The 24025-nt window shown below is 72.4% G+C and carries 11 protein-coding genes; 5 read left to right on the top strand and 6 right to left on the bottom strand.

Annotated elements, in window-relative coordinates; all coding sequences use genetic code 11:
- Positions 1–19: 19 nt before the first annotated feature.
- Positions 20–1846 carry an acyclic terpene utilization AtuA family protein gene (locus tag AB0M93_RS02480; protein ID WP_364267516.1) on the top strand — a complete coding sequence of 609 codons (1827 nt, stop codon included), beginning with the start codon at positions 20–22 and terminating at the stop codon, positions 1844–1846.
- Here AB0M93_RS02480 and AB0M93_RS02475 read toward each other — a convergent pair.
- The gene (locus AB0M93_RS02475; protein WP_364267513.1) at positions 1830–2303 is read right to left on the bottom strand and encodes a response regulator transcription factor; all 474 of its coding nucleotides are present in this window, start codon (positions 2301–2303) and stop codon (positions 1830–1832) included. The genes AB0M93_RS02480 and AB0M93_RS02475 overlap by 17 nt on opposite strands.
- Positions 2304–2659: 356 nt before the next feature.
- Here AB0M93_RS02475 and AB0M93_RS02470 point away from each other — a divergent pair, with 356 nt between their 5' ends.
- From AB0M93_RS02470 to AB0M93_RS02460, 3 genes are read left to right on the top strand one after another with little or no spacing between them, the layout of a single operon-like run.
- Positions 2660–3268 (top strand): DUF6230 family protein, encoded by a 609-nt coding sequence (locus AB0M93_RS02470; protein ID WP_364267510.1) that lies wholly within the window; start codon positions 2660–2662, stop codon positions 3266–3268.
- Complete coding sequence (locus AB0M93_RS02465) at positions 3255–4250, top strand: DUF6114 domain-containing protein (RefSeq protein ID WP_364267507.1); 996 nt, start codon at positions 3255–3257, stop codon at positions 4248–4250. Before AB0M93_RS02470 ends, AB0M93_RS02465 begins: the two co-directional genes overlap by 14 nt.
- Positions 4247–5773, top strand: a complete 1527-nt coding sequence (locus AB0M93_RS02460; RefSeq protein ID WP_364267504.1) for a GMC oxidoreductase — start codon at positions 4247–4249, stop codon at positions 5771–5773. Before AB0M93_RS02465 ends, AB0M93_RS02460 begins: the two co-directional genes overlap by 4 nt.
- Positions 5774–5844: 71 nt before the next feature.
- On the opposite strand, the gene AB0M93_RS02455 is transcribed toward AB0M93_RS02460, so the two are convergent.
- From AB0M93_RS02455 to AB0M93_RS02440, 4 genes are read right to left on the bottom strand one after another with little or no spacing between them, the layout of a single operon-like run.
- Positions 5845–6411, bottom strand: a complete 567-nt coding sequence (locus tag AB0M93_RS02455) for a hypothetical protein (RefSeq protein ID WP_364267501.1) — start codon at positions 6409–6411, stop codon at positions 5845–5847.
- A 53-nt stretch (positions 6412–6464) separates the two neighbouring features.
- Positions 6465–7355 (bottom strand): alpha/beta hydrolase, encoded by an 891-nt coding sequence (locus AB0M93_RS02450; RefSeq protein WP_364267498.1) that lies wholly within the window; start codon positions 7353–7355, stop codon positions 6465–6467.
- A 27-nt stretch (positions 7356–7382) separates the two neighbouring features.
- Positions 7383–8594: a beta-ketoacyl-[acyl-carrier-protein] synthase family protein gene (locus AB0M93_RS02445; RefSeq protein ID WP_364267496.1), complete on the bottom strand. Its 1212-nt coding sequence runs from the start codon at positions 8592–8594 to the stop codon at positions 7383–7385.
- Positions 8595–8614: 20 nt separating this feature from the next.
- Positions 8615–8848 (bottom strand): phosphopantetheine-binding protein, encoded by a 234-nt coding sequence (locus AB0M93_RS02440; RefSeq protein WP_364267493.1) that lies wholly within the window; start codon positions 8846–8848, stop codon positions 8615–8617.
- Between the two features lie 637 nt (positions 8849–9485).
- Here AB0M93_RS02440 and AB0M93_RS02435 point away from each other — a divergent pair.
- On the top strand, positions 9486–10721 hold the full coding sequence (locus AB0M93_RS02435) for an MFS transporter (protein WP_364267490.1): 1236 nt from the start codon (positions 9486–9488) through the stop codon (positions 10719–10721).
- Positions 10722–10779: 58 nt separating this feature from the next.
- On the opposite strand, the gene AB0M93_RS02430 is transcribed toward AB0M93_RS02435, so the two are convergent.
- Positions 10780–24021: an amino acid adenylation domain-containing protein gene (locus AB0M93_RS02430; protein WP_364267487.1), complete on the bottom strand. Its 13242-nt coding sequence runs from the start codon at positions 24019–24021 to the stop codon at positions 10780–10782.
- Positions 24022–24025: the final 4 nt, after the last annotated feature.

Below are 24025 nucleotides of genomic sequence, written 5' to 3'. Positions count from 1 at the left end.
CCGTTCGAGGAGGTATCCGATGTCCGCACGCCGTCCGATCCGCATGGCCAGCTTCGCCGGCGGGATGGGGGACAAGTTCGCCGCTTTCCGGGAGGCCGTGCACGGGGAGCCGGTCGACGTGGTCGTCGGCGACTCCATGACCGAGTTCGTCGAGTCGATGGTCATCGCCCGCTTCTTCGACGAGCCGGAGAAGCACCGGCGGTTCTTCTCGCCGCTGTTCCTGCAGCAGCTGCTGCCGGAACTGGAAGCGGTGGCCGAAAAGGGGCTCAAGGTCGTGACCAACGCCGGCGCCCATGATCCGGCCGCGATGGCCGAGAAGATCCGGGAGGCGGTGCGCGAGCGCGGCCTCCGGCTCGAGGTCGCCGGCGTCACCGGGGACGACCTGCTCGATGACGCCCGACGGCTGATCGCCGACGGGCAGCTGGGCCACATCGACACGGGCGAACCGATCGGCAAGAGCCCGCGGCAGCTGCTCGCGGCGGACGCCTACCTGGGCGGCTGGGGGATCAAGACCGCGCTGGACGCCGGCGCCGACATCGTCGTCACCGGGCGCGTCGCCGACGCCTCGCTGGTCAGCGGCACGGCCGCCTGGTGGCACGGGTGGGAGCGCGACCAGCTCGACGAGCTCGCCGGCGCGGTCGCCGCCGGGCACGTCATCGAGTGCGGGGCCCACGCCACCGGCGGCAACTTCTCCGGCTTCACCACGGTGCCGGACAACGTCCTGCCGGGGTTCCCGATCGCCGAGATCGCCGGCAACGGCGACTCGGTCATCACCAAACGGGCGCACGAGGGCGGCGCCGTCACCGTCGACACCGTCACCGCCCAGCTGGTCTACGAGATCCAGGGGCCCCGGTACCTGAACCCGGACGTCACCTGGCACGTCGACTCGGTGCGGATCACCCCCGACGGGCCGGACCGGGTCCGGCTCAGCGGCGTCAAGGGCAGCGCACCGCCGGAGACCACCCGCGTCGGGGTCCACTACCAGCGCGGTTACCGCGGCTCGATGTGGTACTTCTTGACCGGCCTGCAGATCGGCGAGAAGGTTCGGGTGCTCACGCGGCAGGCGGAAATCGCCGCGCGGGACAACCGCGTGGAGCTGCGGCGGTTCACCTGCGGCCGTCCGGTCGACGACCCGGCGGACCAGTGGCAGGCCACCGTGCCGGTGAAGGTCAACGTCGCCGGGGCCACCGCGAAGGACGTCGAGGACTTCCTGGCCCAGCTCAACTCCTACTGGCTGAACAGCGTGCCGGGCCTGTACATCGACATCACCCAGATGCTCGTGAACGCACCGCAACCCCGCATCGACTACTGGCCGGGCGCCGTCCGCCAGGACAGCCTGCGCCACCAGGTCCGGCTGGGCGATGGCCGGGTCCTGGACGTCCCTCCCCCGCCGTGCACGGCACCCTTCGGCGGGCAGCCGTGCGCCGGACCGGCGGCACCGGACGGCCCGGCGGCCCCGGGCCCGACCGCCCGGCGCCCGCTCGGGGAGGTCCTGCACGCCCGCGTCGGCGACAAGGCCGGCCACGCCGACCTGGGCGTCTGGGTGAGCGAGGACGCCGCCTACTCCTGGCTGGTGTCCTTCCTCACCGCGGACCGGCTCACCGAACTGCTCGCCGCGCCCGCGGAGGTGACCGTCGAGCGGTACGCGCTGCCGAACCTGCGCGCCCTGTGCTTCGTGCTGCGCGGGCACCTCGCCCCGAGCAGTTCCGCGGGATTGTCCCTCGACCAGCTCGGCAAGGGGCTGGGTGAATTCCTGCGTGCCCGCCACGCCGACATTCCGCTTTCGATCCTGCCGATGCGGCTGCGCGTCACCCCGGAACGGGGCACGGTCAGTGATCCGGCTTAGCTCCGCCTTCCCCCGACCGCTGTTCGGCGATGCTCGCATCAGTCTCGATCCACTGATTCCGGACGGCAACGAGGACGGCTTCCGTCCGGCTGTGCACGCCGAGCTTCCGAAACACCGACTGCACGTAGTTCTTGGCCGTCTTCTCGGTTATCCCGAGCATTTTGGCGATCTGCCGATTGGTCCGGCCGAGAAAGATCAGCCGGAGTACCTTGGACTCCTGGCTCGTCAGCAGTTCGACCAATTTGCCCGCCGTCGCCGAACCTTGGTCGCGCGCGGTCGCCCAGGACGCGTCCAGCACCCTGAGCATGATCGCTTCGACTTCGCGGGCGGTCTCGATCTGCCAGTCCAGCAGGTCGCGTACCAGGCGCAAGGCGACATCGAGCTCCACCGGCGGCGGCTCGGTCACGTCCTCGGCGCCCGCCTGCCCGCAAGAGGGTTCCCGCTCTTCCCGGACCATCAGGCCGCCCTCTTTCCGATCTCGCCCCCACCTATGCCGCCCCCGGTACCGCTGCAATTTTTTTATACAGTGGCGACCCAAGGTAGCCGACAACCGGCGGACCGCACCAAGGGCCGATCGGGCGAATCCGGTGGCCGACCTTCACCGAATGCGCGTTCGTCGCACCCAGTAATCGACCGGTTGCGATCTTCGCCCGGTTCAGGCACGCAATGCGGAGAAGGAGTGATCTTCGCCGGACCATTCGTGCCGGACGCCGGTGAACATGACAAAAAGCAGCCACGACCCTTCGACCTGTCCGCTGCCAAATCGAAAAGACAGCACGACCCGAACGCCACCCCCGAGGAAAGGACGTGGAGATGAAACGCTCGGAAACGCGAGGACGCATCCGGTGGGGCCGGTTCGCCGGCGTGCTCGGGGCGGCGCTGGCCGGCGCGGCCGCGCTCGTCACCGGACTTTCCCAGGGAGCGCTCGCGGCGTCGTTCGCGGTGTCGGGCAGCTCGTTCCAGGTGAGCGCCGACAAGCTGGTGGGCGAAGGCTTCGTCCTGTACGGCGACGTCGACCGGGGTTCCGGCGCCGCCCACGTCGTCGCCGTCGGGGCGTTCCGCAAAGCGACCCTCGACAACTTCTGCCAGTCGATCTTCCTGCCCCACGTGCCGCTCGTCGGCGACACGACCCTCGTGCTCACTTCCGGCGGCCCGGGCGGCATGACGGCCACGGACATCGTTCTCGGCATCGCCTCGCTGAGCGGGGACCTCACCCTCACCGACACCCAGATCGGCATCGACGCCGGTCAGCTCACCAAGGGCCCGGCCGGCGCCAAGGGCACCCCGGGGACGTTCGGGATGCAGGCCGACAGCGCCGCGATCGGCCAGGTGCGGCAGGTCGCCTGGAGCACCAACGCGCAGACCCTGCGGCTGAAGAACCTGTCCCTGTCGCTGAGGAGTGGCAAGAATGAGTGCTTCTGAACCTCCTCCCCCACCGCGGCCGGAGCGGCTTCCGGCGAGCGGCGGCCGACGTGCCCGGGCAGCCTGGCGAAGGTTCCGCCACTGGCGTCGCCGCCGGCCCTTCGGCGCCGGGATGTTCCTGCTGCCCGCCTGCGTCGCGATCGGGCTTCCGCCGTACGCCTCCTTCCGGCTGGGCGACGTGGTGCTTTCGATCAGGACGATCGGCGGGCTGTCGGGCCTGCTCATCGCCGTCCTGCTGCTGGTCTGCGCGGTCTCGCTGTGGACGAGACCCCAGTACCGGGTGGCCGCGGGGGTGACGGCGATCGTGGTGTCCCTGGGCGCGCTGGTCAGCAGCAACCTCGGCGGCTTCCTGGTGGGCACGGCGCTGGGCCTCGTGGGCGGGGCACTGGCGCTGGCGTGGGCACCACCGGCCGGTCCGCCGGACGACGGTGAACGCGGCTCCGCGCCGCCGGCACTCCGGTCCGCGGGCGCCACGGTCCTCGTCTTCGGCGTCCTGGCGGCGGCTCCGGTCGTTTCGCGTCCGGCCGACATCCGGCTCACCGCGGCCGCCACCGTGGTCCCGTCCGGCCGGGCCTGGGTGCTCACGGCGTCGGTCCTGCAGCTGGCCGGGCTCCAGTACCTGGGGATCGGCACCACCAGGCTGGGCGACACCACGGTCGAGGTGCTCCGGTTCACCGCCCGCCGCGTCGACATGACGAGCCTGCGCCAGACCAGCGAACTGCTCGACGGGCACACCAGCACGATCACCGCACCGCCCGGGAGCGTCTCGACCGCGACGGGCGACCCGGTCGAGCTGCTGACCTTGCGGCTCACCGGCACGCTGAGCCTGCTCGGCCTCATCGGCATCCCGGTCGACTTCACCCCCGCCCACCCGCCACCACTGGTGCTGCCGTACCTGACGTTCACCGACGTCACCGTGGTCAACACCGACCTCGCGCACGCCAGGCTGGTCATCCCGCAGGCGAAAGTGACGGTCACGTGAGCCGCGGGGCGGCCGAGCCGGTCCGGGAGGAACGACGGCGGGTGGTGATCATCGGCTCGGGGGTCGGTGGCAGCATCGCCGCGTTCCGGCTGGCCGAAGCGGGCGTGGACAACGTGGTGCTGGAGCGCGGGCGCCGCTGGCCGATCGCGGCCGAGCGGGCCGCTTCGCCGTGGGGGAAGGAACTGCTGTGGGGGCACACCGCGCGGCCGTCGCTGCGGCCGCGAGCGGGCGTCACGGCCACCGCCGCGCGGCTGGCCGTGGCGAGAGCCGTCGCGCGGGCGAAAGGCCACACCGGGCCGCTGGAGCTGCTGGTGCACCCGGAGCTCGTCGTGGCGTGCGGAGCCGCCGTCGGGGGTGGCACGCTGGTGTACGGCGGAGTGCTCGGACAGCCGCACCCCGGCCCCTTCTCGCGCGTGTTCCCCGCCGAGCTGGACTACGCCGAGCTCGACGCCGTCTACTACCCCCGGGCCCGCCGCCGGCTGGTCGCGAACGCGTTCCCCGCTTCCCTGCTGCCGCATCCGCAGTACCGCGACGCACGGCTCTGGCACCAAGCGCTGTCCGCGGCCGGCCTGGCGATCGAGCCGATCGTCGGCAACTTCGACGTCGAGACGATCGAAGCGGAGCTGGCCGGGCGAGCCGCCCCCGCGGTCACCGTCGGCGAGTACAGCCTCTCCGGTTGCGTCAGCGGAGCGAAGATGAGCGTGGACCGGACGTACCTGGCCCGCGCGGAGGCGACCGGCCGGACCGACGTCCGCCCGCTGCACCTGGTCACCGGGATCGCCGAGGACCGGCAGGGCCGCTACCGCGTGCTGACCGACCGCCTCGGCACCGACGGCGCCGTCGTCGAGCGGCTGGTGCTGGTCTGCGATCAGCTCGTCCTCGCGGCCGGCGCGGTGCACACGCCGCGGCTGCTCGTCGCCGCCCGCGACACCGGCGCGCTTCCCCGGCTGAACGAGCACGTGGGCCGGCAGTGGGGCACCAACGGAGACCAGGCATGCATCCTGGTGACGACCGCCGCCCGGGGCGGCCCGCCCCCGGCCGGCCCACCGTCGTACTTCGGCCGGGACCACGACGACACCCTGTCGGTGCTGCACGGGCCGCTCCCCCTGCCCGGCGGGATGCTGCTCGTCCTCGGCATGGGCCTGCCCGACGGTTTCGGGCAGTGGCACAGTATCCCGGCGAGCGGCGCAACCCGGCTGGTGTGGGACGCCGCCAACGACACCACCGCACGCCGCCAGTTCGCCACCACGGTCGGGAAGATCGCCGCCCAGCTCCCCGGCACCAGGGTGCTGGACCCGATCGGCCCGCACGCGGCCCACCCCCTCGGCGGCGTACCGCTGGGCAAAGCCACGGACGGCAACGGACGCCTGCACGGCTACCGCGGACTGTACTGTTTGGACGCCGCACTGATGCCCGGCTCCACGGCCGCGGTCAACCCGGTCCTCACGATCGCGGCCGTCGTCGAGCGCTGCCTGGACCACATCATCGGCGATCTGGCCGACGGAGGTGATGCCACGCCGTGAGTCATGCGGGAGAGCGTCCGATCACGGTGGTGTACTGGGCCTGACGAGGCGAGACATTTCGGTCCCTGGCCTCAGTTCTCGATGACCTCGTCTGCCTCGTCGTCGGCCGAACTCTCCGCCGCGGCCTCGGTGCCGAAGCGGTCGCGCACCTCTTCGACCACGCCGGCGATCTGGCTCAGCTGGTCCAGCACCGCCCGGTGGGTCGCCCGGATGGTCGCGGCTTCCTCTTCCGCGCGGGACAGGATCGTTTGCGCGTCCCGCTGGGCGGCGCGGTCGGTTTCCGCACGAGCGGCCTCCGCCTCGGCGACCGCCTTCTCCGCCGCCGCCCGCAGTTCTTCGCCCTCCTTGCGGGCCTGCTCCACGATTGCCGCGGCCTCGGCCTTCGCGACCTGCAGAATTTTCTCGATCCGCCGGCCCAGCCCGGCCGCGTCGTCCGGCTCCGCGGCCCGGGGCGCGGGTACCTGGGCTTTGGCCAGCCGGCGCTCCGCGACCCGCCGTGCTTTCTCGTGCCGGTCCACGCGCTTCTCCGCGACCCGCACGTACTCGTCCACCTGCCGGCGATCGTAGCCGCGCAGGACGATCGGGAACCGGACGTCGGCCTCGGGCAGCGTCTCGGGTTCGGAAACCGTGTTCTCCATTCCCCGAGTGTCGGCAACATCGAGACAGCCAGCAATTCGAATGCGGCGAAGAATCATCCGAAAGTGACGTTTGACGGCGCCGGCGGCGGATGCGCCACGTACGGGGCGGCGTCCCAGGGCTGATCGGTGAAGAAGCGAACGGTCAAGTCGGCGACATCGGCCGCGCGTTCCAGGACGACCCAGTGGTCGGAATCCTTGATGGCGGCGAAGCGGCTGCCCCGGATCGTGGCCGCGAAGGTGCGTTGCCGGTCCGGGGTGGTGATGGAGTCGTGCTCGCCGGTGAACACCAGGGCCGGTACCCCGGACAGGCCGCCGTCGAAGGACGGGCTGCTGATCAGCGACCGCTGCAGGTAATCCAGCACGTCGGGCACGTGGACGGCGACGTGCAGCATCGAGCGCTTGACGTAGCGGTACACCAGGGAACGGCGTGGGATGTGGCGGTCCTCGTCGAGGCACAGCTGCATCCGCGCGGCCACCGCGGCGAAGTTCTCGGTGTCGCCCTTCGCGAGGTGACCGGCCGCCAGCCGCAACGACTCCCGCTGGGCGGAGCTGGTGTGCGAGACCACGCCGCCGAGCATCAGGCGCGCGATGCGGTGCGGATTGCGCTGCGCGCAGCCGAAGGCCAGTTCCGCGCCGTAGGAGTAGCCGAACAGGTTCACCCGCGGCGCACCGAGGTCGTCGAGGATCCGGTCGACCGCGGCGCCCGCGAACTCCGTTCCGGCGCCGGGCGGCAGGGAATCGGACGCGCCCACGCCGGGCAGGTCCGCCGTCACGAAGTCCGCCACCGGGGTGATCCGGTCCTCCATGTGCGGCCAGCCCCGGCTGCCCTGGAACCCGCCACCGAGCACGACCACCGGTTCCGTCCGCGGGCCGGGGTGCCGGAGGAGCCGGTAGCTGAACCGCGTTCCGCCGAGCGTCAGCGGGCGGATCACTTCCTCGCGCATGATCTCCTTCTGCTCCGGGACGGGGGCTCAGCAGCTCTTCGTGAGGACGAGGGCGGCGTTGTGGCCGCCGAAGCCCATCGACGTCTTCACCGCGCACTCGAACGCGGCCGGCCGGGCTTCCTTGGCGACGACGTCGATCGGGATCCGGATGTCCCGGGTCCGGAAGTTGCCCGTGGGCGGCACCAGCTGCCGCTCGAGGGCCAGCACGGTGAGCGCGGTTTCGATGCCGCCGGCCGCGCCGAGCGCGTGCCCGGTCATCGCCTTGGTCGAGGTCACCAGCGGCCGGTCGCCGAGCACCCTGTGCAGCACAGTGGCCTCGATCAGGTCGTTCATCACGGTGGACGTGCCGTGGGCGTTGACGTGGCCCGCCTCGGCCGTTCCCATGTCCGCGTCGGCCAGCGCGGTCCGCAGCGCCCGTTCGATCCCCGCACCTTCCGGGTCCGGCGCCACCGCCGCGTACGCGTCGCTGGACGCGCCGTAACCCGCGATGCCCGCCCGGATCCGCGCCCCGCGTGCCGCGGCGTGCTCGGGGCGCTCCAGAACGACGAGACCGGCGCCCTCCCCCACCACGAACCCGTCGCGGTCGGCGTCGAACGGGCGGCACGCCGTGGCCGGGTCGTCCCGGCGCGTGGACACCGCCCGCATCTGACAGGCGCTGGCGATCAGCAACCGGGAGCACACGGATTCGGCGCCGCCGGCGATGACGATGTCGCACGCGCCGGCGCGCAGCAGCTGCAGTGCCGTCCCGATCGCGACGGTGCCCGACGAACACGCGGTGGAGACGCTCAGGCTCGGTCCCCGGGCGCCGAGGTCCATGCACACGCTGCTGGCGGCGCTGTTCACCGTGGTCATGGGCGCGAGTTTCGGCGAGACCCGCCGGACGCCCTTCTCCGCGAGCACGGCGCTTTGCCGGTCGTAGAACGGAAGGCCGCCGTGGGCGGACCCGATGACGACCGCGACCCGGTCCGTTTCCCACACCGAGGTGTCGAGACCGGCGTCGGCCACCGCCTCCCGGGCCGCGATCACGGCGAGCTGGGAGAACCGGTCCATCATCCGCAGGGCCGGCACTCCCAGCACGCTCTCGGTGTCGAGATCGTCGATGGTGTACATGAAATCGCAGGACAACCCCTGCAGTTCCGCAAAGTGGCGGACTCCCGGGGCGGCGCCGGACCCGGTGACACCCCGCCACGCGGCGTCGGCGCCGACGCCGGCCGCGGTGACCAGGCCCAGTCCGGTCACCGCCGCTGCCGGACGCGCCGTCACCGCGCGGTCTTCGCGTCGACGGCCGTCGCCAGCTGCCCCACGGTCTCCCGGGAGGTCAGCTGCACGTCTTCCAGGTCGATGTCCAGGCGTTCTTCGAGCAGGACGCGCAGTTCCTCCAGGGCCAGCGAATCCATCCCCAGGTCGTGCAGCGACGCTTCGCACCGCACCTCCCCCGGTTCGATGCCGAAGTTGCGGTGCAGAAGCGTGGTGATCTCTTCGGTGACGGTCACTCTGGTGTCGACTCCCATTCCGTTTCCGCACGACCGCCGACTCGCGGTGGCTCAATGGCCCGTGCCGCCGTCGAGGGGCCCGTGACCAAGGCAGCGTTCTACGCCGCGCGGAAGCAGAAATTACTGCGGCACCGGGTCGGCCTTCCACCTCGTGACACCATCGAATGAACCCCGCGAGGCTCTGACCACGAGGACACTGACCCGTTCGTGGCACACGGACAGGTCTCCCTGACTACGCGTCCCAGATCTTCATCGGCTCCGGCTTCGGCGCGAAGTGGTCCCGGATGTCCTTTGTGGCCAATATCAAGTAGGCGAGCGCACCCGCGCCGATGATCGCGACGGCCAGGAGTCCGGTCTCGTGGTGGCGATCGCGCCGCCGGCCGTGCTGCCGGATTCCCGGAATCCGATTCCGGCGAGTATTCCTTCGTATTGTCCGCAGGGCCGGGTGTGATCCCGGCGACCGACGCGTCGGTCTTCTTCGCGAGCCGGACGGCGGTCCGCATCCTAGCGTACGCAGCGGTACCACAGTGCGGATTCCCCCGGCTCGAACGGACCGGTTTTCCGGTGCGTGTCACCACTCGGCACACAAGACGATGGTCAGTTGCGCAGTTCCCGCGGCCGTTGACATACTCGCGGCATGTCCCGGGCCAATACACTGACCGCTCCCTTGCGCCATGCCGACTTCCGGCGGTTGGTCACCGGGCGCACCTTCGCCGAATTCGGCAACGCCGTCGCGCCGGTCGCGCTCGCGTTCGCCGTGCTGGACCTCACCGGCTCCGCCGTCGACCTCGGGATCGTCGTCGGTGCTCGGTCGCTGACGAACGTGTTGCTGGTCCTCTTCGGCGGGGTGCTCGCCGACCGGCTGCCGCGGTCGGTCATCCTGCAGGGCACCGAAACCGCGGCGGCGATCACGCAGGCCGCCATCGCGGTCAGCGTGCTCGGCGGGTTCGCTTCCGTCCCGTTGCTCCTCGGGCTCAGCATGGCCAACGGCGCGGTGTCGGCCATCGCGTTGCCCGCTTCCTCCTCGATCGTCCCGCAAACCGTGCCGGCCACGCTGCTCCAGCCGGCCAACGCGCTGAACCGGATGCTGTCCAACACGGGCCGGTTCGTCGGCGCCGCGGCGGGCGGTGTGCTGGTGGCCGCGTTCGGCTCGGGCTGGGCGATCGCCGCGAACGCCGCGCTGTTCCTGTTCGCCGCGCTTTCCTACCGCCGCCTGCGGATCGCCCGCCTGGAACGGACCGGGAAGTCGCGGCCGTTCGCCGAACTCGCCGAAGGCTGGCAGGAATTCCGGTCGCGGACCTGGGTCTGGGTCGTCGTGCTGCAGTTCATGCTGGTGAACGCGGCCGCGGCGGGCGGGATCTTCGTGCTCGGGCCCGCCATCGCGGACGACACCTTCGGCCGGGCGGGCTGGGGCCTGGTGCTGGCCGCGGAAACCCTGGGCTGGGTGCTCGGCGGGGTGGTGGCCGCGCACTGGCGGCCGCAGCGCGCGCTGGCGATCGGCGTCGCGTTCGTGCTCTGCAACGCGATTCCGCTGCTGGTGCTGGCGAAAGCGCCGAACGTGGTGCTGCTCGTGGCCGTCATGCTGCTGACCGGCTGCGCCATCGAGATGGGCGCCGTCGCGTGGGACGTTTCGCTGCAGGAGCACGTGCCGGCCGACCGGCTCGCCCGGGTCTACTCCTACGACGTCCTCGGCTCGATCATCGCCGTGCCGATCGGGCAGGTGGCCGCCGGGCCGCTCGCCGAACGCTGGGGCCGCGAACCGGTGCTGCTGTGCGGCGCCGCCGTCATCGTGGTCGCGACGCTGCTCGCCTTGTGCAGCAAGCAGGTCCGCGGCCTGCGGCGCAGCACGGCCGAGTCCGCTCCGGTCGCCTAGCGTGCCGTGCAGGCCGCGGTCACGAACTTCGAGTCCGTGACCGCGGCCTTCACTGACGTCACCCTGCTTCGGCCGCGGCGGCGGTTCGGGTCACGAGGTCGCGCAGGACCGGCCCGAAGTGCCGGACCGGCCGGGGGTCCAGCACTTCCTCGTGCCGGCAATCGACTTCGTGGACCTCGACTTCGCCCGTGGCGAAGCCGCCCCAGCCGAGGCCGTCTTCTTCGCGGAGCTTCCGGGAACCCGTCGCCTCGATGCTGACGATCCGGCCGCCGAACACCCGCGTCCGGTGCGCGTCGAACAGGCGCAGGCAGTGGCGGGCGATCTCGGTGAGCCCGGCGACCCGGGTGGCCGACAGCTCGGCCAGGTCACCGGCTCCGCGGATCGACTGCTCGACGAGGTCGAGGACGTCCGCCGGCTCGTCCACGGCTTCCCCGCCCGAACCCGGCGACGGGACGGCGTCGAACAGCACCAGCAGCGGCACCGGCTCGGCGAGTTCTTCCAGCACCACCGCCATTTCCTGGGCGACCGTGCCGCCGAACGACCAGCCCATCAGCGTGTACGGCCCGGTGGCCTGGACCTGCCGCACCTGCGCGAGGTACGCGTCCGCCAGTTCCCGGACCGACCCCGGCCGCCGCTGGGGGTCGGCATATGCGCTCGACTGGAGGCCGTAGACCGGGTGGCCCTTCGGGATGTGCGGCAGCAGCCGCGAGTAGCACCAGCTCAGGCCGCCGATCGGGTGGACCAGGAACACCGGGGCGAGGTCGCCTTCGGCCCGCAGCGGGAGCAGGGTCGCGAAGGAGTCGCTCTGGGCCCGGTCCAGCCGTCCGGCCAAGCCGGCGACGGTCGGGTTCTCGAACAACGTCCGGATGCCCAGCTCCACCCCCAGTTCCGCGCGGACGCGGGAAACCAGCCGGCTGACGAGCAGGGAATGCCCGCCCAGGTCGAAGAAGCCGTCGTCGATCCCGGCGCGCTCGATGCCCAGCACCTCGGCGAAGAGGCCGCACAAGGTCTTCTCCAGCGGGCTGCGGGGTTCGTCGGCGGGTGCGGGCCGGTCGGCGAGCGGGGCCGGCAGGGCCCGGCGGTCCAGCTTGCCGCTGGACGTCAGCGGCAGCCGGTCGAGCTCGACGACCATCGGGACCATGTACTCCGGCAACGACTCCCCCGCGAACCGGCGCAGCCGGGCCGGTTCCACCGGTTCCGCCGGCACCACGTAGGCCACCAGCCGCCGGTCGCCGGGCCGGTCCTCGCGGACGACGGCCGCGGCCTGGGCCACGCCCGGGTGCCGCAGCAGCACCGACTCGACCTCGCCGAGCTCGATCCGGAAGCCGCGGATCTTGACCTGGTCGTCCGCGCGGCCCAGGTACTCCAGGCTGCCGTCCGGCCGGCGGCGGGCCAGGTCGCCCGAGCGGTACATCCGCTCGCCCGGCGCGCCGAACGGGCACGCCACGAACCGTTCCGCCGTCAGCCCGGGCCGGTTCAGGTAGCCGCGGGCCACCTGCGGGCCGGCGACGTAGAGCTCGCCCACGACGCCGGGCGGGACCAGCTGCAGGTTCGCGTCCAGGACGTACACGGTGAGCCCCGGGATCGGCGGGCCGACGAGACTGCGGGACGCATCGCCGACCAGCCCGGAATCCAGCGGCAGCATGGTGACGTGCACGGTGGTTTCGGTGATGCCGTACATGTTCACCAGCCGCGCGGCACTCTCCGGGTGGCGTGCGTACCACTCCTGGACCCGCTCGAACGACAGCGCCTCACCCCCGAAGATGATCAAGCGCAGCGGAAGCTCGCGGGCCTCGGTGTGGATGAGTTCGGAGAAGGCGGACGGTGTCTGGTTGAGCACCGTCACCTGCTCCGCGGCCAGCAGATCCAGCAGGTCGGCCGGCGACCGCGCCACGTCCTGCGGGACCACGACCAGCCGTCCACCGTGGAGCAACGGCCCCCAGATCTCCCACACGGAGAAATCGAAGGCGAGGGAATGGACCATCGCCCACACATCGTCCGGCCCGAAGCCGTAGAAGTCCTCTGTGGACCGAAGCAGGGCGACGACGTTGCGGTGCGGGACCACCACCCCCTTGGGAGTGCCCGTCGTGCCGGAGGTGTAGATGACGTAAGCCGGGTGCCACGGCAGCAACGGCGAAAGCCGGTCACCGTCAAGGAGGTCGTTCGCGGCCTTCTCGGCCGTGGCAGCGAAAGTGCCCTCGGTGATGACGTACACCGGAGCGACGTCGGCCAGCATCAGCTCGACCCGCTGCGCCGGCAACCCGGGATCGACCGGCAGATAAGCGGCGCCGGATTTCAAGACCGCCAGCACCGCGACGATCATGTCCACCGACCGCGGCAGCCGGATCGCCACGAACCGCTCCGGCCCGGCGCCGTGCCCGACCAGCAGCCGCGCGAGGCAGTTCGCCCGCGCGTTGACCTCCGCGTACGACAGCGAAGTCACTCCCGACACCACCGCCACCGCGTCCGGCGTCTCCCGGACCCGCGCCTCGAACAACTCCGGCACGGTGACTGCCGGTACGGTCACGGACTTCCCGGCGGCGAGCAGCAGCTCGCGTTCCCCGCCGGTCAGCACGTCGGCCTGGCTCACCGGCCGGTCGGGGTCGGTGGTCAGCTGCCCGAGCAGAGCGGTGAACCGCTCGGCGAGGGCCTGGACCGTGTCGTGGTCGAACAGGTCGGTGGCGTACTCGATGACACCCGTGACGCCGGCCGAGCCTGCCGATTCGCGGAGCGCGAAGTTCAGGTCGAACTTCGCCGAATCCCGGCCGGGCACGTCCAGCTCGCCGACCCGCAGGCCGGGCATGGTGAACGAGACGGCGTCGGTGGTGTCGAAGGCCAGCATCACCTGGAACAGCGGGTGCCGGGCCAGCGACCGCGGCGGGTCGAGAAGCTCCATCAACCGCTCGAACGGCAGGTCCTGGTGCTCGAAGGCCGCCAGGTCGGTCTCCCGCACCCGCGTCAGCAGCTCGCGGAACGTCGGGTCGCCCGAAACATCAGTCCGCAGCACCAAGGTGTTGACGAAGAACCCGGCCAGGTCGTGCAGGGCCTCGTCGGCCCGGCCGGCCACCGGGGTGCCCAGCGGGATGTCCGTCCCGGCCCCCAGCCGGGCCAGGAGCACCGCCAGCGCCGCCTGCACCACCATGAACGGCGTCACGCCGGTCCGGCGCGCCAGCTCTCCGATCGGCGCGGCCACGGCCACGGGGACTTCCGCGCCACGGTAGCTCGCCACCGCCGGCCGCGGCCGGTCGAACGGCAACGTCAGCTCCTCCGGCAGGTCCGCCAGGGTCTCGCGCCAGAACGCGGACTGCCGCGCCAGCAGACTGTGCGGATCGTCCTCCGAACCCAGCAACTCCCGCTGCCACAACGCGTAATCGGCGTACTGGACCGGCAACGCGGCCCACTCCGGCGCCGCCCCGGCCAGCCGCGCCGCGTACGCCTCGGCGATGTCGCGGCCCAGGACGGACAGCGACCAGCCGTCGGACGCGATGTGGTGGACGAGCACCACGAGCACGTGCTCGGCCGGCCCGGCCGAGAACCCGCGGACCCGGACCGGGAGCTCGGCCGCCAGGTCGAAGACGTACCCGGCCGCTTCGGCCACCAAGGCGGGCAGCCGGTCGGCCGGGGCGTCGGCCCACTCCAGCGGCAGCGTGACGTCGTCCGCGGGCACCACCTGCTGCACCGGTTCCCCGTCGAGCACCGGGAACACCGTCCGCAAGCTCTCGTGGCGGCCGGCGACGTCACCCAGCGCCGCCTCGAGCGCGCCGACGTCCAGCGTTCCGGACAGCCCGAGCACCAGCGGCACGTTGTAGACCGCGCTCGGCCCCTCCAGCTGGCCGATGAACCACAGCCGCCACTGCGCGAACGACAGCGGCACCCGCTCCGGCCGCGCCACCGGGACCAGCGGCGGCCGGACCCGGGTGTGGCCGAGGCGTTCGACGAGGCCGGCGACGGTCGGGGTCTCGAACACCTGGCGGACGCTCAGCTCCAGGCCCAGTTCCGTCCGCAGCCGGCTCGCCAGCCGCGTCGCCAGCAGGGAATGCCCGCCGAGGTCGAAGAAGCTGTCGTCGACGCCGGCCTGCTCGATGCCGAGCACTTCGGCCAGCACACCGCACAACGACGCTTCCAGGGGCGTCCGCGGCGGACGGCCGGCGGTCCCCGGGCGTTCGGGTGCGGGCAGGGCCCGGCGGTCGAGCTTCCCGTTGGCGGTCAGCGGCAGCCGGTCGAGCTCGACGACCATCGGGACCATGTACTCCGGCAACGACTCGCCGGCGATCCCCCGCACCTCCGCGGGCACCAACGACACCCCCGCCGCGGGCACCACGTAACCGACCAGGCGGCTGTCCCCGGGCCGGTCCTCGCGCACGACCACCACGGCCTGCGCGACACCGGGTACGGCAGCCAGGGCCGCCCGCACCTCGCCGAGCTCGATCCGGAAGCCGCGGATCTTCACCTGGTCGTCCGCGCGGCCCAGGTACTCCAGGCGGCCGTCGGCCCGCCAGCGCGCCAGGTCGCCCGAGCGGTACATTGCCTCGCCCGGCGCCCCGAACGGGCACGCCACGAACCGTTCCGCCGTCAGCCCCGGGCGGTTCAGGTACCCCCGCGCCAGCTGCGGGCCGGCCACGTACAACTCCCCGGCGACGCCCGGCGGGACCAGCCGCAGCGCGGAATCCAGCACGAAGACGGCCATCCCCGGGACGGGGCTGCCGATGCCGATGCGCGGACCGTCCACATCGGAATCCAGGGTCAGGTGCGTGACGTGCACGGTGGTTTCGGTGATGCCGTACATGTTCACCAGCCGCGCGGAACTGCCCGGGTAGCGGGCGAACCACGCCCGGACGTGCTCGGCCGACAACGCCTCACCGCCGAAGACGACGTGTCGGAGACACAGATCGCGCGGTTCGGCACGGACCAGTTCGGCGAAGGCGGACGGCGTCTGGTTCAGCACCGTCACCCGCTCGGCGGCCAGCAGGTCCAGCAGCTCCGCCGGCGACCGCGTCACGTCCTGCGGCACCACGACCAGCCGGCCACCGTGGAGCAGCGCGCCCCAGATCTCCCACACCGAGAAGTCGAAGGCGAGCGAGTGGACCATCGCCCACACGTCGTCCGGCCCGAACGCGAACGCAGCCCGGGTGGCGCTCAGCAGGCCGGCGACGTTGCGGTGCGGGACGACCACGCCCTTCGGACGGCCGGTCGTCCCGGACGTGTGGATGACGTACGCCGGATGCGACGGCAGCAGCGGTGAGACGCGCTCGCGGTCGGGGAGGTCGTCCGCCGCCTGCGCCTCGGCGGCGGCGAACGTCTCCTCGGTGACGATCGCGACCGGGGCGGCGTCGTCCAGCAGGAAACCGATGCGGTGCGGGGGCAGTGCGGGATCGATCGGGAGGTAGGCGGCGCCCGCTTTCAGCACCGCGAGGACCGCCACGATCTGCTCGGCCGACCGCGGCAGCCGCACGCCCACGAACCGCTCCGGGCCGGCGCCCTGCGCCACGAGCACCCGCGCCAGCCGGTTCGCCTGCGCGTTCAGATCCGCGTACGACAGCGATTCCGCACCGGACACCAGCGCGACCGCGCCCGGCGTTTCCCGGACGCGGGCCTCGAACAACGCGGGAATCGTGGCTTCGGGGACCGGCACAACGCCGGGGTTCCACTCGGTGAGCAGCACCTCGCGCTCCCGGCCGGTCAGGACCTCCGCCTGCCCGATGGGCCGGTCGGGGCCGGCGACCAGGTGCTCGACCAGCCGCACCAGGCGGCCGGCGAGGGTCCGGATCGTGTCGTCGTCGAACAGGTCGGTGGCGTACTCGATGCCGCCGGTGATCCCGCCCGGCCGTCCGCCGTCGTCCCGCACCTCCCCGAAGCCGAAGTTCAGGTCGAACTTCGCCCAAGTCCGGCCCGGGAGCTGCAGTTCGGTGGCCCGCAGGCCCGGCGCGGCGAAGGAAACCCCGGCCGTGGTGTCGAAGACCAGCATCACCTGGAACAGCGGGTGGCGGGCCAGGGACCGCGGCGGGTCGAGGATTTCCGTCAGCCGTTCGAAGGGCAGGTCCTGGTGCTCGAACGCCGCCAAGTCGGTCTCCCGCACCCGGACCAGCAGCTCGCGGAACGTCGGGTCGCCCGACACGTCGGTCCGCAATACCAAGGTGTTGACGAAGAACCCGACCAGGTCGTGCAGAGCCTCGTCGGCGCGACCGGCCACCGGCGTACCCAGCGGGATATCGGTCCCCGCCCCCAGCCGGGACAGCAGCACCGCCACCGCCGCCTGCACCACCATGAACGGCGTCACGCCCGCCAGGCGCGCCAAGTCGTCGATCCGCGCGTGCACGTCCGCGCCGATGCGCACCGGCACGTGCCCGCCGCGGTGACTGGCCACGGCCGGCCGCGGCCGGTCGAACGGCAGCGCCAGCTCCTCCGGCAGGTCCGCCAGGGTCTCGCGCCAGAACGCGGACTGCCGGGCCACCACGCTGGCCGGATCGTCCTCCGAGCCCAGCAGCTCCCGCTGCCACAACGCGTAGTCCGTGTACTGGACCGGCAGTTCGGCCCAGCCCGGCGCCGTTCCCGCCAGCCGCGCCGCGTACGCGGTCGCGAGGTCGCGGCCCAGCACCTCCATCGACCAGCCGTCACAGGCGATGTGGTGCACCAGCAGCAGCAGGACGTGCTCCTCCGGTCCGGTCGAGAACCCCCGGGCGCGCACCGGGATCTCGGTGGTCAGGTCGAACACGGCCTCGGCCGCCAGGTCCGCCGGGGCGTCGCCCCACTCGACCGGCAGCAGGACCTCGTCCGCGGGCACGACCCGCGCCACCGGTTCGCCGTCCACCACGGGGAAGATCGTCCGCAGGCTCGCGTGCCGCCCGACGACGTCGGCCAGCGCCGCCCGCAGTGCGGCGACGTCCAGCGTCCCGGAGAGCCGCAGCGGCAGCGGCACGTTGTAGACCGGGCCGGGGCCTTCGAGCTGGCCGATGAACCACAACCGCCACTGCGCGAACGACAACGGCAGCCGCTCGGGCCGGTCGGCCGCCGCCAGCGCGGGCCGGGCCTGCCCGGCGGCACCGTCGAGGCAGCCGGCCAGCCCGGCGGCCGTGGGGAACTCGAACACCTGGCGCACGCTCAGCTCCCGGCCCAGCGCCGACCGCACCCGGCTGGTCAGCCGCGTGGCGAGCAGGGAATGGCCGCCGAGGTCGAAGAAGCTGTCGTCGATCCCGACCCGGTCGACGTCGAGGACCTCTGCGAGCAGGTCGCACAGCGACGCCTCCAGCGGTGACCGCGGCGCCCGGCCGGCGGCCGCCCCCGAATAGTCCGGGGCCGGCAGCGCACGCCGGTCCAGCTTCCCGTTGACCGTCAGCGGCAGGCCGTCGACCACGACCAGCGCGGCCGGGACCATGTAGTCCGGCAGCGACTCGCCGAGGAACTCCCGCACCCGCGCGGGATCCACCGCGACCCCGGCCGCCGGCACCACGTACCCGACCAGGCGCTTGTCGCCCGGCCGGTCCTCGCGCACGATCACCGCGGCCCGCGCCACCTCGGGCCGCGCGCTCAGGACCGCTTCGACTTCACCGAGTTCGATCCGGAAGCCGCGGATCTTCACCTGGTCGTCCGCGCGGCCCAGGAATTCGAGACTGCCGTCGGCCCGCCACCGGGCCAGGTCGCCCGAGCGGTACATCACCTCGCCCGGTGCGCCGAACGGGCACGCCACAAAGCGTTGCGCGGTCAGCTCCGGCCGGTTCAGGTAGCCGCGGGCCACCTGCGGCCCCGACACGTACAGCTCGCCCGCCACGCCCGGCGGGGCCGGCCGCAGGCCTTCGTCCAGGACGTAAAGCGCGAGCCCGGGGATCGCGGTGCCGATGAGGCTGCGGGTGAGCGATCGGTTCACCAGGGCGGGATCCAGCGCGAGGATGGTGACGTGCACGGTGGTTTCGGTGATGCCGTACATGTTCGCCAGCTGCGCCGCGCTTTCCGGGTGCCCGGCGTACCAATCGCGGATCCGCTCGAACGACAACGCCTCGCCGGCGAAGACGATCAGGCGGAGGCTGAGCCCGCGGGCGTCGGTGCGGGCCAGCTCGTAAAAGGCGGACGGCGTCTGGTTGAGCACCGTCACCTTCTCGGTGACCAGCAGCTCCAGCAGGTCCGCCGGCGAGCGGGTGACATCCTGGGAGACCACCACGAGCCGGCCGCCGTAGAGCAGCGCGCCCCAGATCTCCCAGACCGAGACGTCGAAGGCGAGCGAGTGGACCATCGCCCACACGTCGTCCGGCCCGAAGCCGTACGTGCTTTCCGTGCCGGACATCAGGCTCACGACGTTGCGGTGCGGGATCACCACGCCCTTCGGGTGGCCCGTCGTCCCGGAGGTGTAGATGACGTACGCCGGGTGCCACGGCAGCAGCGGTGCGGCCCGCTCGCCGTCGTCGAGGGGGCCGGCCGGTTTCCCGGCAGCCGCGGCGAACGTGTCTTCGGTGATGGTCAGCACCGGGGCGACGTCGGCCAGCATCAGCTCGATCCGCTGCCGCGGCAGCGCGGGGTTGACCGGCAGGTAGGCGGCGCCCGCCTTGAGGACGGCCAGCACCGCGACGATCATCCCGGCCGAGCGGGGCAGCAGCACGGCCACGTACCGCTCCGGCCCGGCCCCGTGCTCGACGAGCAGCCGCGCGAGCCGGTTCGCCTGCGCGTCCAGCTCGGCGTACGTCAGCGAGACGGTGCCGTCGGTCACCGCGACGGCGTCGGGCGTGCGCCGCGCCTGCGCCTCGAACAACGCGGGCAAGGTGTCCCCCGGCACCTCCCGGGCGCCGGGGTTCCACTCCTCGAGCAGCAACCGCCGTTCCCGGGCGGTCAGCACCTCGGCGCGACCGATCGGTTCGCCGGGCGCCCCGGCCAGCTGCTCGACCAGCCGGACCAGCCGGCCGGCCAGTGCCTCGGCGGTGTCGTGGTCGAACAGGTCGGTGGCGTACTCGACGACGCCGGCGATCCCCGCCGGACGGCCGTCCGGCTCGAACCGCTCGCGGAACTCGAAGTTCAGGTCGAACTTTGCCGAGTCCCGTCCGGACACGTCCAGCTCGCCGGCCCGCAGGCCCGGCAGGTCGACCGCGGGCTCGTCCGCGGTGTCGAAGGCGAGCATGACCTGGAACAGCGGGTGCCGCCCCAGCGACCGCGGCGGGTCGAGGATTTCGACCAGCCGCTCGAACGGCAGGTCCTGGTGCTCGAACGCCGCCAGGTCGGTCTCACGCACCCGGGCCAGCAGCTCGTGGAACGTCGGATTCCCGGAGACGTCCGTCCGCAGCACCAGCGTGTTGATGAAGAACCCGGCCAGGTCGTGCAGGGCCTCGTCGACGCGCCCCGCGACCGGCGTGCCCAGCGGGATGTCCGGCCCGGCGCCGAGCCGGGAAAGCAGCACCGCGAGCGCCGCCTGCACCACCATGAACGGCGTCACGCCCACCTGGCGCGCCAGCTCCTCGATCCGCGTGTGCACCGGGGCGGCCAGGACGACCGGGACCTCCGCACCGCGGTGGCCGGCCACGGTCGGCCGCGGGCGGTCGAACGGCAGCGTCAGCTCTTCCGGCAGTCCCGAGAGCGCGGTACGCCAGAACGCGGACTGGCGGGCCACCACGCTGGCCGGATCGTTCTCCGAGCCCAGCAGGGCCCGCTGCCACAGCGTGTAGTCGGCGTACTGGACCGGCAGCTCGGCCCACTCCGGCGCCACCCCGGCCAGGCGCGCGGTGTAGGCCGTCGCCAGATCGCGGGCCAGCAGCCCCATGGACCAGCCGTCGCACGCGATGTGGTGCACCAGCAGCACCAGCACGTGTTCGGCCGCCCCGGCCGAGAAACCCTGTGCGCGCACCGGAAGCTCGGTGGCCAGGTCGAACACGTGCCCCGTGGCCCCGGCCACGAGCTCCGCCAGGCGATCCGCGCCGGCGTCGGCCCACGCCACCGGCAGCACGGCTTCGGCCGCCGGCACCACCCGCTGGACGGGCTCGCCGTCCACGACGGGGAAGGTGGTCCGCAGGCTTTCGTGGCGCTCCACGACGTCGGCCAGCGCGGCCTTCAGCGCATCGACGTCCAGCGCCCCGGACAGCCCGAGCACCAGCGGCACGTTGTAGACCGCGCTCGGTCCTTCGAGCTGCCCGAGGAACCACAGCCGCCGCTGCGCGAACGACAACGGCACCCGCTCGGGCCGGCCGGCCCGGACGAGCGCGGGCCGGACCTGCCCGCCGCCGCCGTCGAGACACCGCGCCATGCCGGCGACCGTGGGGAACTCGAACACCTGGCGGACACTCAGTTCCAGGCCCAGCACCGACCGGACGCGGCTCGCCAGCCGCGTCGCGAGCAGGGAATGGCCGCCCAGCGCGAAGAAGCTGTCGTCGACCCCGACCCGGTCGACGCCGAGCACGTCCGCCAGCACGCCGCAGAGCAGCACCTCGAGCGGTGACCGCGGCGACCGGCCGGCCGCCGCCCCCGCGTAGTCCGGCGCCGGCAGCGCCCGGCGGTCGAGTTTGCCGTTGGCCGTCAGCGGCAGCCGGCCGACCTCGACGACCACCGGGATCATGTACTCCGGCAGCGTTTCGCCCATGACCTCGCGCACCTGCGCGGGCACCACGGACGCGCCGCGGGCCGGGACGACGTAGCCGACCAGCCGCTGGTCGCCCGGCCGGTCCTCGCGCACGATGACGGCGGCCTGCGCCACGCCCTCCTGAGCGCCCAGCACGGCCGCCACTTCGCCGAGCTCGATGCGGAAGCCGCGGATCTTCACCTGGTCGTCGGCGCGGCCCAGGTACTCCAGGCTGCCGTCGGCCCGCCAGCGCGCGAGGTCGCCCGAGCGGTACATCACCTCGCCCGGCGCGCCGAACGGGCACGCCACGAAGCGTTGCGCGGTCAGCTCCGGCCGGTTCGAGTACCCCCGCGCCACCTGCGGCCCCGACACGTACAGCTCCCCGACGACGCCCGGCGGGACCAGCTGCAGGTTCGCGTCCAGGACGTACAGGGCGAGCCCGGGGATCGCCTGGCCGATCAGGCTGCGCGCGGGCGAGCCTGCCACCAGCGCGGGGTCGAGTTCCAGGATGGTCACGTGCACAGTGGTTTCGGTGATCCCGTACATGTTCACCAGCCGTGCGGCACTCTCCGGATACCGGGCGTACCACTCCTGGACGCGCTCGAACGACAGCGCCTCACCGGCGAAGACGATCGCGCGGAGGTGGAGGTCCCGCGGCTCGGCGCGGACGAGTTCGTAGAAGGCGGACGGTGTTTGGTTGAGCACTGTCACCTTCTCGGCGGCGAGCAGGTCCAGCAGCTCCGCCGGCGACCGCGTCACGTCCTGCGGAACCACGACCAGCCGGCCGCCGTAGAGCAGCGCGCCCCAGATTTCCCAGACCGAGACGTCGAAGGCCAGCCTGGCGACCAGCGACCACACGTCGTCCGGCCCGAAGCCGTAAGTGTCCTCTGTGGAGCGCATCAGGCTGACGACGTTGCGGTGCGGGACCACCACGCCCTTCGGGTTGCCCGTCGTCCCGGAGGTGTAGATGACGTACGCCGGGTGCCACGGCAGCAACGGCGAAAGCCGGTCACCGTCGTCGAGGTTCCCCGCCGGTTCTCCCGACGAGACAGCGAAAGTGTCCTCGGTGATGACGTACACCGGAGCGACGTCCGCCAGCATCAGCTCGACCCGCTGCGCCGGCAACCCGGGATCGACCGGCAGATAAGCGGCGCCGGATTTCAAGACCGCTAACACCGCGACAATCATGTCCACCGACCGCGGCAACCGGATCGCCACGAACCGCTCCGGACCGGCGCCGTGCCCGACCAGCAGCCGCGCGAGGCGGTTCGCCCGCGCGTTCAGCTCGGCGTAGGTGAGCGAGACGGCCCCGCAGGTCACCGCGCCGGCGTCCGGGGTCTTCGCGGCCTGCGCCTCGAACAGAACGGGCAAGGTCGCGTCCGGCACGTCCCGCGGGCCCGGGTTCCACGCGCTCAGCAGCAGTTCGCGCTCCCGGCCGGTCAGCACGTCGACGAGGCCGACGCGCCGGCCGGGATCGGCGATCAGCTGCCTGGCCAGCGCGGTGAACCGGGCGGCGAGCGCCTCGACCGTGGCGTGGTCGAACAGATCGGTGGCGTACTCGACGACGCCGCTGATCCCGGCCGGCCGCCCGTCCGGCTCGTACCGCTCGCGGAACTCGAAGTTCAGGTCGAACTTCGCCGAGTCCCACCCCGTGACGTCCACTTCGTCGACCCGCAGGCCCGGCATGGCGAAGGACGTCCCGGTGTCGGCGTCGAAGGCCACCATCACCTGGAACAGCGGGTGGCGGGCCAGCGACCGCGGCGGGGCCAGGATCTCGACCAGCCGCTCGAACGGGAGGTCCTGGTGCTCGAAGGCCGCCAGGTCGGTCTCGCGGACGCGGGCCAGCAGCTCGTGGAACGTCGGGTTGCCCGAGACGTCGGTCCGCAGCACCAGGGTGTTCACGAAGAACCCGACCAGTTCGCGCAGCATCTCGTCGGCGCGGCCGGCCACCGGCGTCCCGAGCGGGATGTCGGTCCCGGCCCCCAGCCGCGACAGCAGGACGGCGAGCGCGGCCTGCACCACCATGAACGGCGTGACACCGCTCCGGCGGGCCAGTTCCTCGATCCGCGCGTGCGTCGCCGCGTCCAGGAACACCGGCACGCCCGCACCGCGGTGGGTGGCGACCGCCGGCCGCGGCCGGTCGAACGGCAGCGGGAGTTCTTCGGGCAGCTCCGCCAGCGCGTCACGCCAGAACGCGGCCTGCCGCGACACCAGGCTGTCCGGGTCGTCGCCGGTGCCCAGCAGGTCCCGCTGCCACAACGTGTAGTCGATGTACTGGACCGGCAGCTCGGCCCAGCCGGGCGCCGTCCCCGACAGCCGCGCCGCGTAGGCCGTGGCGAGGTCGCGGCCGAGCATCCCCCACGACCAGCCGTCGCACGCGATGTGGTGCACCAGCAGCACCAGCACGTGCACGTCCGGCGCCACCGAGAACCCCTGCGCCCGGATCGGGATCTCGGTCGTCAGGTCGAACACGTACCCCGCGGCCTCGGCCGTCAGCCCGGCCACCTCGCCGTCGGAGGCGGCCACCCAGGACACCGGCAGCGCGACCTCGCCGGCGGGCACGACGCGCTGGGCCGGTTCCCCGTCCACCAGGGGGAAGACCGTCCGCAGGCTTTCGTGGCGCTCCACCACGTCGGCGACCGCCGCGTCCAGCGCACCGCGGTCCAGCGGCCCGGACAGCCGCAGCACCAACGGCACGTTGTAGACCGCGCTCGGGCCGTCCAGCTGGCCGATGAACCACAACCGCCGCTGCGCGAACGACAACGGATACATGTCG

It is taken from the genome of Amycolatopsis sp. NPDC051102, from assembly GCF_040682815.1.
Lineage (GTDB): Bacteria > Actinomycetota > Actinomycetes > Mycobacteriales > Pseudonocardiaceae > Amycolatopsis.
The sequence above is the reverse complement of the archived record's forward strand: the minus strand, read 5'-3'. Positions and strand labels throughout refer to the sequence as shown.

What these genes read in the sequence shown, in the direction of transcription:
- AB0M93_RS02480 (WP_364267516.1), top strand. Translation starts at nt 20, where the DNA reads ATGTCCGCACGCCGTCCGATCCGCATGGCCAGCTTCGCCGGCGGGATG.
- AB0M93_RS02475 (WP_364267513.1), bottom strand. Translation starts at nt 2,303, where the DNA reads ATGGTCCGGGAAGAGCGGGAACCCTCTTGCGGGCAGGCGGGCGCCGAG.
- AB0M93_RS02470 (WP_364267510.1), top strand. Translation starts at nt 2,660, where the DNA reads ATGAAACGCTCGGAAACGCGAGGACGCATCCGGTGGGGCCGGTTCGCC.
- AB0M93_RS02465 (WP_364267507.1), top strand. Translation starts at nt 3,255, where the DNA reads ATGAGTGCTTCTGAACCTCCTCCCCCACCGCGGCCGGAGCGGCTTCCG.
- AB0M93_RS02455 (WP_364267501.1), bottom strand. Translation starts at nt 6,411, where the DNA reads ATGGAGAACACGGTTTCCGAACCCGAGACGCTGCCCGAGGCCGACGTC.
- AB0M93_RS02450 (WP_364267498.1), bottom strand. Translation starts at nt 7,355, where the DNA reads ATGCGCGAGGAAGTGATCCGCCCGCTGACGCTCGGCGGAACGCGGTTC.
- AB0M93_RS02435 (WP_364267490.1), top strand. Translation starts at nt 9,486, where the DNA reads ATGTCCCGGGCCAATACACTGACCGCTCCCTTGCGCCATGCCGACTTC.
- AB0M93_RS02430 (WP_364267487.1), bottom strand. Translation starts at nt 24,021, where the DNA reads ATGTATCCGTTGTCGTTCGCGCAGCGGCGGTTGTGGTTCATCGGCCAG.